7 protein-coding genes are annotated in these 10824 nt (G+C 74.4%); 5 read left to right on the forward strand and 2 right to left on the reverse strand.

Annotation, left to right across the window (positions count from 1 at the left end; all coding sequences use genetic code 11):
* Window positions 1–147: 147 nt before the first annotated feature.
* Together JAO81_RS27540 and JAO81_RS27545 are read right to left on the reverse strand one after the other, a co-directional pair.
* Window positions 148–1743 carry a DUF5691 domain-containing protein gene (locus JAO81_RS27540; RefSeq protein WP_199550643.1) on the reverse strand — a complete coding sequence of 532 codons (1596 nt, stop codon included), beginning with the start codon at window positions 1741–1743 and terminating at the stop codon, window positions 148–150.
* A 112-nt stretch (window positions 1744–1855) separates the two neighbouring features.
* A complete protein-coding gene (locus tag JAO81_RS27545; RefSeq protein WP_199550644.1) occupies window positions 1856–3205 on the reverse strand; it encodes an SWIM zinc finger family protein in 1350 nt (449 codons plus the stop codon).
* A 183-nt stretch (window positions 3206–3388) separates the two neighbouring features.
* Here JAO81_RS27545 and JAO81_RS27550 point away from each other — a divergent pair, with 183 nt between their 5' ends.
* From JAO81_RS27550 to JAO81_RS27570, 5 genes are all read left to right on the forward strand, one after another.
* A complete protein-coding gene (locus JAO81_RS27550; protein WP_199550645.1) occupies window positions 3389–4504 on the forward strand; it encodes an AAA family ATPase in 1116 nt (371 codons plus the stop codon).
* Between the two features lie 76 nt (window positions 4505–4580).
* Window positions 4581–7184 carry a DUF5682 family protein gene (locus JAO81_RS27555; RefSeq protein WP_233415991.1) on the forward strand — a complete coding sequence of 868 codons (2604 nt, stop codon included), beginning with the start codon at window positions 4581–4583 and terminating at the stop codon, window positions 7182–7184.
* Window positions 7185–7291: 107 nt separating this feature from the next.
* Window positions 7292–8416 carry a VWA domain-containing protein gene (locus JAO81_RS27560; RefSeq protein WP_199550654.1) on the forward strand — a complete coding sequence of 375 codons (1125 nt, stop codon included), beginning with the start codon at window positions 7292–7294 and terminating at the stop codon, window positions 8414–8416.
* A 161-nt stretch (window positions 8417–8577) separates the two neighbouring features.
* Entirely contained in the window at window positions 8578–9723 is a 1146-nt protein-coding gene (locus JAO81_RS27565) for a hypothetical protein (RefSeq protein WP_199550646.1), read from the forward strand.
* A gap of 117 nt (window positions 9724–9840) precedes the next feature.
* Window positions 9841–10824: hypothetical protein (locus tag JAO81_RS27570; RefSeq protein ID WP_199550647.1), on the forward strand; the 984-nt coding region annotated here is incomplete at its 3' end.

Genomic DNA, 10824 nt, shown 5'->3' on the forward strand with positions numbered 1-10824 from the left:
CGCCCCCCCCCCCCCCGGGGGGTGGGGGGGAAGCGCGGGGGGGGGGGGGGGGGGGGGGGGGGGGGAGCCCCGCCGGTTTGGGGAAGGGGCGGGGAGGGGAAATCTGCGCACCGCACCCGCACCCGCACCCTCACCGACCGTCACCGGTCAACGGACCTTGGCCGCCGCCAACTCCTCCCGCATCACCGCCCGCAACCGCAGCGTCCCCACCAGCCGCTGGAACGCCTCCGCCCAGTACCCGCCCGCCCCGGGCGCGCCGTCCTCCCTCTCGTCCGGCGTCGCCGTGAGCGCTTCGAGGCGCACCGCGGCCGCCGGGTCGAGGCAGCGCTCGGCCAGACCCATCACGCCGCTGAACGACCACGGATAACTCCCGGCGTCCCGCGCGATGTTGAGCGCGTCGACGACCGAACCGCCGAGCGGCTCGGACCAGGGCACGGCGCACATGCCGAGCAGCTGGAACGCCTCGGAGAGACCGTGCGCCGCGATGAACCCGGCCACCCAGTCCGCACGCTCCCCCTCCGGCAGCGTGCCGAGCAGCTTCGCGCGCTCCGCGAGCGAGACCGCGCCGGGGCCCGCCGCTCCCGGTGACGCGGGCGCCCCGAGGAGCGCCCGCGACCATGCGGCATCCCGCTGCCGTACGGCCGCACGGCACCACGCGGCATGCAGCTCGGCCTGCCAGTCGTCGGCCACGGGCAGCGCGACGATCTGGGCCGGTGTCCGCCCGCCGAGCCGCTGCGGCCAGGTCGCCAGCGGTGCGGCCTCCACCAACTGGCCCAGCCACCAAGCCCGTTGCCCCCGACCGGGCGGAGGTGTGGCCACGACGCCGTCACGCTCCATCCCCGGATCGCACTCGTGCGGCGCCTCGACCGTGATCCCGGTGCGCAGCGCGTCGAGCGCGATGCTCGTCGCCGCCCGCCGAGCCATCCGCCCGGCCAGCGCCGAGGTCGGCAGCGCGGACAGCAACTCGGCCGCGGTGGTACGGACATTGCGGCTGCGGTCGCTCAGGGCCCGCTCCAGGAACGGCTCGTCGCCGTCCGCGAGCCCCGTGCGCAGCGAGTCGAGGAACATCAGCCGGTCCTCGGCCCGCTCGGTGGACCAGGTGCTCTCCAGGAGGACCCGGGCGGCCTCGGCGTCATACGCCCGTACGGCACCGAGCAGCGCCACCCGCTCGGCGAACAGGCCCTCCTCCCACAGCCGCCGGACCGCGTCCTCGTCGTCGGGTGAGGGGAGCGCACTGCCCCCGGGCGTGGTGCGCAGCGCGAACTTCCACTCCGGATTGAGCTTGGCGAGCCACAGCGCGCGCGGGCCGGCGAAGGCGAGCGCGGGCGGGCGCAGATCGGTCCGGCCGCGTGCCGCGTCGAGCAGGGCGGGCAGCAGCTCGGGTGGTGCGGCGTATCCGTGCGCGTTCGCACCGGACAGCCATTGCGGCAGCAGTTCGGTGAGATCGGGCGCGGTGCCGCGCCGTCCGCCGCTGCCCACGCCGGGCCGGTCGGAGAGCAGCATGGCCAGGCGTCGGCGTGCGGCGGCCGGGAGCGCGGGGCGCGGGTCGGGCTGTGCCTGCTCGGGGAGTCGGGCCGCCGGTCCGGGCCGCAGCCCCGCCCGGCGCCGCACGGTGTGCAGCGCCGCCTGGTCGAGCAGCGCGGCGGCCGCGTCCTTGCGGCTGCGGCCGGCCGCCTGTGCGACGCTGCCGCGCCGGTCGGTCCCGAGCAGAGCGCTCGTGACAAGTTCTTCCCAGGTCGTCATCTCGGTTTCCGTGATCAACTGAGGCCTCCCTCCATGCCGTCGGAACAGGGACAAGGGGCGGTACGGCAGCGGGCCGGGCTCGCCGGCGCAGCGGCGGGCGCAGGGCGCATCGTCAGCACAGCGACACCGCACCCCCTGCGTCGCCCGCGTCCCCCGCCCACACCGTCAGCGGCGTGAAGCCGCGGTGGCCGCACTCGCCGAAGACCGTCACCCCGCTTCCGCCCGAGACGGCGGCGAGCCGCCACAGACCGGGCCGGGACACCGGCACCACGGGCAGCGCGCCCGAGCCGTCGGCGTCGGCGAGCTGCATGCCGTCACCCACCGGGGTCGGTATGACGTCGTGCAGCGTGACCGGCCAGGACTCCAGCCAGGGGTCCTCGCGCAGCGCCGTGCCGTACGCGGACGCCGCCGCGCGGGTGCTCACCCCGGCAGGGCGCACCTCGGCGGGCGCGGCCGGTGCGAAGCGCTCGCCGAGAGCATGCCGGTGCCCGCCGCCCGGGTACGCGGACAGCTCGGCGTCGAGCGCGAGGCCGACGGGCAGGGCCAGTTCGGGTGCGCGGCCGGCCGCCCCGTAAGAGAGGAGCAGAGCCGTGCGCGCCGACTCCTGTCCGTACAGCCATATCCGGCGCGTGGTGAGCCGTGCGTCCGCCGAGTCGTACTGGGCGAGCACCGCCCACCGGTCGCGCAGCGCGGGGCCCTCGGCGGACGAGGGCAGGCCGATCCGCGAACGGACCGTGGCGGCGAGGGGAGCCGGCAGCTGTTCCCTGCGCAGCCAGGCCTGGTCGAGCAGGTGCAGCAGCGCGCACTCCTCGAGCAGCCGCACCGGCCAGCCAGGACCCGAGGCGGGGATCACCCCCAACTCCTGTACGCGCGCGGCAAGTCCAGGCGCCTGCGCGTCGACCATCCGCCGGGCTGTCTCCTCACCGAGCCTGTGCCCCGACTGCTCCGCCGAGGCCAGGCCGCCGCGCACCAGATCCGCCAGCCGCTGCTCCAGCTCGGTCACCCCCGCGGTGACCCGCTCGGCCCGCCGCGCGGCACGGCGCCGCGCCGCCTCCTCGTCAACCGGCTTGCTGCCGTCCCCCCTCTCCGCCGCGGGAGCCTCCGCGCGCCGGCGCCGGCCGGCCAGCCACTGCTCCACCCAGTCCGGCGCCTCGGCGTCCGGCAGCGCCGAGCCGCCGCCCCCGTCGCCCGCCCAGAGGAGCAGCAGCCCCAACGCGTGCTTGCACGGGAACTTCCGGCTGGGGCAACTGCACTTGTACGCGGGCCCCGCCGTGTCGACGACCGTCTGATACGGCTTGCTGCCGCTGCCCTTGCACAACCCCCATACCGCCCCCTCCTTCGAACTGCCCGCCTCGGACCACGGACCGGCCGCTCCGAGCTTGCTTCCCGCTTTGCGTGACGCGGCGTCAGGCGCCAGTGCGAGCACCTGATCAGCCGTCCAGCGCACCCCCTGCTGAGTCATGCTGCGAAGGTAGATCCCGCCACTGACAATCGCCTGTGACCTGCGGATTCGCGCTTCGCGAGCGGCAGTTGGCGCGGCCTGCGATCCGCCGCCGAGGCCGATTGTCAGTGGCGTGGTGCACCGTGGATGCCATGCCGGAGATCGGCCCGGGACGAGACGTCCCGGAGATCTGGAGGGGGATCCATGACCGTGCTCGACAACGAGACCGTGCGGCCCGCCGCAGAGGTGCTGCGGCCGCACGCGGAGGACGCGTTCGCGGACGAGCTCGCCGCGCTCGCCGCCGCGGACGACCGCCCGCGCCCGGCGCGCTGGCGCCTCTCGCCGTGGGCGGTCGCCACGTATCTGCTGGGCGGCACCCTGCCCGACGGCACCGTGATCACTCCCAAGTACGTGGGCCCGCGCCGCATCGTCGAGGTCGCCGTCACCACGCTTGCCACCGACCGTGCGCTCCTTCTGCTCGGAGTGCCCGGCACCGCGAAGACCTGGGTGTCCGAACATCTCGCGGCCGCCGTCAGCGGCGATTCGACCCTGCTGGTGCAGGGCACGGCGGGCACACCCGAGGAGGCGATCCGGTACGGGTGGAACTACGCGCAGCTGCTCGCCCACGGCCCCAGCCGTGACGCCCTGGTGCCCAGCCCTGTGATGCGGGCGATGGCCGAGGGCATGACGGCACGGGTCGAGGAGCTCACCCGTATCCCCGCCGACGTACAGGACACGCTGATCACGATCCTGTCGGAGAAGACGCTGCCCATACCGGAGTTGGGCCAGGAGGTGCAGGCGGTCCGCGGCTTCAACCTGATCGCGACCGCCAACGACCGCGACCGCGGCGTCAATGATCTCTCCAGCGCGCTGCGCCGCCGCTTCAACACGGTGGTGCTGCCTCTGCCCGAGAGCGTCGACGCCGAGGTCGACATCGTCGCGCGCCGCGTGGACCAGCTGGGCCGCTCGCTCGATCTGCCGCCGGGGCCCGACGGGATCGACGAGATCCGGCGGGTCGTCACCGTCTTCCGCGAGCTGCGCGACGGCATCACGGCCGACGGCCGCACCAAGGTCAAGTCCCCGAGCGGCACGCTCTCGACGGCCGAGGCGATCTCGGTCGTCACCGGCGGACTCGCGCTCGCCGCCCACTTCGGCGACGGCGTGCTGCGGGCCGGCGATATCGCGGCCGGCATCCTCGGCGCGGTCGTCCGCGACCCGGCCGCGGACCGGGTGATCTGGAAGGAGTACCTGGAGGCGGTCGTGCGCGAACGGGACGGCTGGAAGGACTTCTACCGGGCCTGCCGCGAGGTGAGTGGGTGAGCGTCCGGAGCTCTTGATCGCGAACGGGTGATCGCGTGCGGGTGATCGCGTACGGAAGGGAAAAGGGGGAGGGGAGTTGAGGGCTGTAGACACCGCAGAGGTGGGGTCGGCGCACGGGGGAGCCGAGAGCGGGCCGTGGATTCTCGGCGTACGGCATCACGGGCCGGGTTCGGCGCGGGCGGTACGGGCGGCGCTCGATGCGCAGCGCCCGCGGGCCGTCCTGATCGAGGGGCCGCCCGAGGCCGATGCGCTGGTGGCGCTGGCCGCCGATGAGGAGATGCGGCCGCCGGTCGCGCTGCTCGCACATGTGGTGGACGAGCCGGGGCGCTCGGCGTTCTGGCCGTTCGCGGAGTTCTCGCCGGAGTGGGTGGCGGTCAACTGGGCGCTCGAGCGCGGCGTTCCGGTGCGGTTCATCGACCTGCCGGCGGCGCACTCGCTGGCGATGCGGGCGGAGGAGGAGAAGGAGGAGGAGGGGAAGAGGGAGAGGGAGAGGGAGAAGGAGGGGCCGGCCGGTTGTGAGGGGGAGCCGGGCGCCGGGGGAGAGCCGGGTGCTGGGGGCCAGTCGGGCGCCGGGGGAGAGCCGGGTGCAGAGGGCGGCCCGGCGGCCGATCCGGATGCCGAGCCCGCGGCCGACCTCGATGCCGAGCCCATGGCCGACCTCGATGCCGACCTCGATGTCGAGCCCGCGGCCGACCCCTCCGCCGAAGTCCTCCGCGTCGACCCCATCGCCGTCCTCGCCGAGACCGCCGGTTACGACGACCCCGAGCGCTGGTGGGAGGACGTCGTCGAGTACCGAGGGCAGACGGCCGACGCCTTGGCGCCGTTCGCCGCGCTCGCGGAGGCGATGGGTGCGCTGCGCGAGGTCTACGGGGCGGGCGGCCACGACCGCGACCTCGTACGCGAGGCGTACATGCGGCTCCAAATGCGGGCCGCGACAAAGGAGTTCGGGGCGGAGTACGCCGTCATCTGCGGCGCCTGGCACGTCCCCGCCCTGCGCGAGAAGACCACCGTCACCGCCGACCGCACCCTGCTCAAGGGCCTGCCCAAGGCGAAGGTCGACATGACCTGGGTGCCCTGGACCCACCGCCGTCTCGCCCGCGCGAGCGGCTATGGCGCGGGGATCGACTCACCGGGCTGGTACGCGCATCTCTTCGCCGCCCCCGACCGCCCCGTGGAACGCTGGCTGACCAAGGTCGCGGGGCTGCTGCGCGACGAGGACCGTCTCGTCTCCTCCGCCCATGTCATCGAAGCCGTACGACTCGCCGAGACGCTCGCCGTGATGCGCGGCCGTCCGCTGCCCGGCCTCTCCGAGACCACGGACGCCGCCCGTGCCGTGCTCTGCGACGGCTCCGACGTACCGCTCTCGCTCATCCACGACCGCCTCATCGTGGGCGATGTACTCGGCGAAGTGCCCTCGGCCGCGCCCGCCGTACCGCTGCAGCGCGACCTCACCCGGATCCAGAAGTCGCTGCGGCTCAAGCCGGAGGCGCTGGAGCGGGAGTTGGAGCTCGACCTGCGCCAGTCCAACGACGCCGGACGCAGCCGGCTCCTGCACCGTCTGCGGCTGCTCGGCATCGGCTGGGGCGAACCCGCGGCCGCCACCCGCGGCAGCACCGGCACGTTCCGCGAGAGCTGGCGCCTTCGCTGGGAACCCGAACTCGCCGTACGGGTGGCCGAGGCCGGCATCTGGGGCACCACGGTGCTCGGCGCGGCCACCGCGAAGGCCGAGTCGGACGCGGTGGGCGCCACGGCCCTCGCCGACGTCACCGCCCTCGCCGAGCGCTGCCTCCTGGCCGCGCTGCCCGACGCGCTGCCCGTGGTGATGCGGGTCCTCGCCGACCGCGCGGCACTCGACGCCGACGTCGGCCATCTCGCCCAGGCCCTGCCCGCGCTGGTCCGCTCGCTGCGCTACGGAGACGTACGCGGCACCGACACCGGCGCGCTCACCGAGGTCGCGGCCGGCCTGGCCGAACGCGTCTTCGTCGGCCTGGCGCCCGCCTGCGCCGGCCTCGACGCGGACGGCGCGGCCGAGATGCGCACGCATGTGGACGCGGTGCACGGTGCGGTGGGCCTGCTCGACGACGAACGGCACGCGAAGGCCGATTCGGCCACCGCCCTGCCTCAGTCCGCGACCGACGGCATACGAGCCCGCTGGTACACCGTTCTGCACACCCTCGGCACCCGGGACACCGTGCCCGGCGTGATCCGCGGGCGGGCGGTGCGACTGCTCCTGGACGAAGGGGAGTTGAGCCAGGACGAAGCCGGGCGCCTGATGGGTCTCGCCCTCTCGGTGGGCACCCCGCCGGCCGAGGCGGCCGCGTGGATCGACGGCTTCGTCGGCGGCGGGTCCGGCGGCATGCTCCTCGTCCACGACGAGCGGCTGCTCGGTCTGGTCGACGCCTGGCTCACCTCCGTGCCCGATACGGCGTTCACGGATGTGCTGCCCCTGCTGCGCCGCACCTTCTCGGCGTACGAACCGGGCGTACGGCGCACCCTCGGCGAACTGGTCCGCAGGGGCCCGGCCGCGCAGCCCGCCGTGACCGCGGCGGTCGGCGTGCCCGGGTTCGCGGACGCACTGGACGAGGAACGGGCGGCGGCCGTCCTGCCCGTGGTCCGGCTGCTGCTCGGCCTGGACGTATCCCCTGAGGACTCGGACGCACTTGCGGAGGCTGCCGGATGACCACCCCCACCTCGCCCGCCACCCCTACCACCCCAACCATCCCCGCCACCCCAACCACCCCCACTCCGCCCACCTCGCCCGAGGCCGAGCGTCTGCGCCGCTGGCGCATGGTCCTCGGCGGGCAGGAGGCCGACGGCACCGGCTGCGAACTGTCGGGCCGGGACGCCGCGATGGACTCCGCGCTCGAATCCCTCTACGGCAAGCGGGGCGGAGCCGGCGGCACGAGCCGTGACCGTTCCGCCGGGCTCGGCGCCTCGGCGCCCTCCGTGGCGCGCTGGCTCGGGGACATCCGCACGTACTTCCCGTCCTCCGTCGTGCAGGTCATGCAGCGCGACGCCATCGACCGCCTCGGCCTGTCCACGCTGCTGCTCGAACCGGAGATGCTCGAAGCCATCGAGCCCGACGTCCACCTCGTCGGCACGCTGCTCTCGCTCAACAAGGCGATGCCCGAGACGACCAAGGAGACGGCAAGGGCCGTGGTCCGCAAGGTCGTCGAGGACCTGGAGAAGCGCCTGGCCACCCGCACCCGGGCCACCCTCACCGGAGCTCTCGACCGCAGCGCGAAGATCAACCGCCCGCGCCACCACGACATCGACTGGAACCGCACCATCGCGGCCAACCTCAAGAACTACCTGCCCGAGCACCGGACTGTCGTCCCCGAGCGCCTCATCGGCTACGGGCGGGCCGCGCAGTCCGTGAAGAAGGAGGTCATCCTCTGCATCGACCAGTCCGGGTCGATGGCCGCCTCCGTCGTCTACGCCTCGGTCTTCGGCGCGGTCCTCGCCTCGATGCGCTCGATCAGCACCCGCCTCGTCGTCTTCGACACGGCGGTCGTCGATCTCACCGATCAACTCGACGATCCGGTCGACGTGCTGTTCGGCACCCAGCTCGGCGGCGGCACCGACATCAACCGCGCCCTCGCCTACTGCCAGTCGCAGATCACCCGCCCCGCCGACACCGTGGTCGTCCTCATCTCGGACCTCTACGAGGGCGGGATACGCAACGAGATGCTCAAGCGGGTCGCGGCGATGAAAGCCTCGGGCGTGCAGTTCGTGACGCTGCTCGCGCTCTCCGACGAGGGAGCGCCCGCGTACGACCGCGAGCACGCCGCGGCCCTCGCCGGCCTGGGCGCTCCCGCCTTCGCCTGCACGCCCGATCTGTTCCCCGACGTGATGGCGGCGGCGATCGAGAAGCGCCCACTGCCCATACCGGACAAGGAGCCCCATCAGTAACAGGGGGCTTGCGTAACCCCAGTTGTCGCGTGCGAGGATCGGCGGGCTTGCTGGAGTGAGCGGTTCCGCCCCCCACGGACCCCGGACCTCACCCGGCCGGCGCGTCGGCCCCCGGTCGGCGTCGCACCCGGGCACCCACCACCCCACGACATGGAGCCCCGTTGACCCACGCGGCCACGCTGCCCCCAGCCGTCCGGCGCCTCATGCGCCCGACGGCGGTGCGGCGCGGGCTGCAACTGCTCCTGCTGCTCGGCGCGTTCCTCGTGCTCGGGCTGCTGTGCGGCGAGCGGGCCGGGGCTGCGGAGCAGGACACGGATCCCGTGGCCTCTGCCGTCTCCGTGACGCAGACGGCCACCGACCCACTGAGGGAGACGGTCTCGGAGCCGGTACGCGAGGTCTCCGAGCCGGTACGGGAGACGGTCTCCGCGCCGGTACGCGGTGCCGCCGAGCCGGTACGAGGGGCCGCCGAGCCCGTACAGGAGACGGTCACCGAACCGGTGCGTCAGGTCGCCGAGACCACGCGAGAGGTCACGGCACCCGTACGAGATGCTGCTGCGCCTGTACGGGAGGTCGGCGACTCCACCCGTGAGGCCGCCGCGCCCGTACGGGAAGCAGCCGAGCCAGTACGGGAAGCAGCCGAGCCCCTGCGCGAAGCCGCCGCACCCGCACGCGAGGCGGCCGAGCCGGTACGGGACATCACGGCGCCCGTCCGCGAGGTCGCGGCGCCCGTCCGCGAGGTCATGGCGCCCGTCCGTTCTGTCGTCCGGTCCGTGCAGGAGCCGGTCCAGCAGCTCACCCTGCCCGTGGCCGACGGGGTCGGCCGGACCGTCGAGGCCGTGACAGGGCTGCTCGAACCGGTCGGGTTGCCCCAGCCGGGGCTCCCCTATGTCCCGTGGCCCGCAGGGCCGGGCGATGCGGAGGGAGCCCAGGGGCAGGACCCGTCGGCCTCCGCGTCCGCGCCGGCCGGCACGGCGGATCAGACGCGTCCGGACGCTGCCCACCGGCCCGCTTTCGCGGGCACGGACGGCAACACCGGCCAGGCGGCCGGACCGTCCGCCCACCCCGTGGCCCAACTGCCGCTCCCCGAGCTTCCGTCGGGCCCCGCGCACCTCCCGGCTCCCGGCGCACCCCAGGGCCTCGGCGCCCACAGCACCGCCGAGTCCAGCACCCAGCGCCACGGTGACGCACAGCCCGCCACCCTCCCGGACGGTCACCTGGGTGTGCCGTTGTCCGGCGGCAAGGGTGCCTCCACCTCGTACGACCGGATCCGCGACCGGCATCGCGACATCCTCGAATTCCCCGGCTAGGGCAGGCCTTTCCCCCGCCTGTAGACCTGCCGCGCGGGGGCGGGACAGGTCTGCCCGCCGCGAAGGAGCCGTGAACGGCCCCTTCGTACCCTCGAATTCGAAGGATCCGACCCAGCAATGAGCAAGCACAAGAAGCAGAGCGCCGCGTCCGTCAACGGACGGAAGATCCGCAGCTCCCTCGTCATAACCGCCGCCGGCGCCACCGGCATGATCGGAATCGGTGCCGCCAACGCGAGCGCCGCCGAGCTGCCGGCCACCGCGCCGGTCAGCACCCCCGACGTGGACGTCGTCACCGGCGCCCTCGACCAGGTCCGCGACAAGGCGTCCGGCGCCGGGGCCGAGGAGGCCGTGGGCCAGGCCAAGGCGGCCGCGGCCACCACCGCGGCCAAGGCCGAGACCGCCGCGGGCGACGTCAAGGACATTGAGGGCGCGGCCGACCGCGTCCAGGCCGCCGCCGACCAGGCCAAGGGCGCCGCATCCCAGCTCCCGTCGGCCGAACTGCCCACGGGCCAGCTCCCGTCGGCGGACCTCCCGACCGGCCAGCTCCCGTCGGCCGACCTCCCCACCGGCCAGCTCCCGACCGGCCAGCTCCCGTCCGCCGACCTCCCCACCACCGACCTCCCGTCGGCCGAACTGCCCACCCAACTCCCCGCCCCCGAAGCCGAGATCGACTACCTCTTCGGCCCGCTCGCGGACTTCGCCCCCCAGGCAGTCCTCGCGCAGGCCCCCGCCCAGGCACAGGGTGCCCTCGCCGCGGCCAACCCGGTCGTCGCCGAGACCACCGCCTCCGTGCTCCCGCCCCTCGCCGCGACCGCCGTCGACTCGGTGCTCCCGGTGGTGGGTCAGGCCCTCGCCGACGCCGGGACGCGGGTGGACGGCGCGGGCGGGGACGTCACGCCGTTCGCGCAGGGTGTCACCGACGAGGTGCAGCCCTTCGCCGGCGGTGTCGTCGAGGACGTACGGCCGGTCGCCGACGTCGTCGTCTCCGAGGTGCAGCCGCTGGTCCAGGACGTCGGCACCGCCGCGGCCGGTCTCGCCACCGGCGTCGGCGGCGGCGCGGGCGGCCTGAAGTCGGGTCGGAGCCATGTCGGTCTGTGGGCC

This window comes from Streptomyces sp. N35 (genome assembly GCF_016464295.1).
Classification (GTDB): Bacteria; Actinomycetota; Actinomycetes; order Streptomycetales; family Streptomycetaceae; genus Streptomyces.

Coding starts and splice junctions, on each gene's coding strand:
- JAO81_RS27540 (WP_199550643.1), bottom strand. CDS start 1,743: ATGACGACCTGGGAAGAACTTGTCACGAGCGCTCTGCTCGGGACCGAC.
- JAO81_RS27545 (WP_199550644.1), bottom strand. CDS start 3,205: ATGACTCAGCAGGGGGTGCGCTGGACGGCTGATCAGGTGCTCGCACTG.
- JAO81_RS27550 (WP_199550645.1), top strand. CDS start 3,389: ATGACCGTGCTCGACAACGAGACCGTGCGGCCCGCCGCAGAGGTGCTG.
- JAO81_RS27560 (WP_199550654.1), top strand. CDS start 7,292: ATGGTCCTCGGCGGGCAGGAGGCCGACGGCACCGGCTGCGAACTGTCG.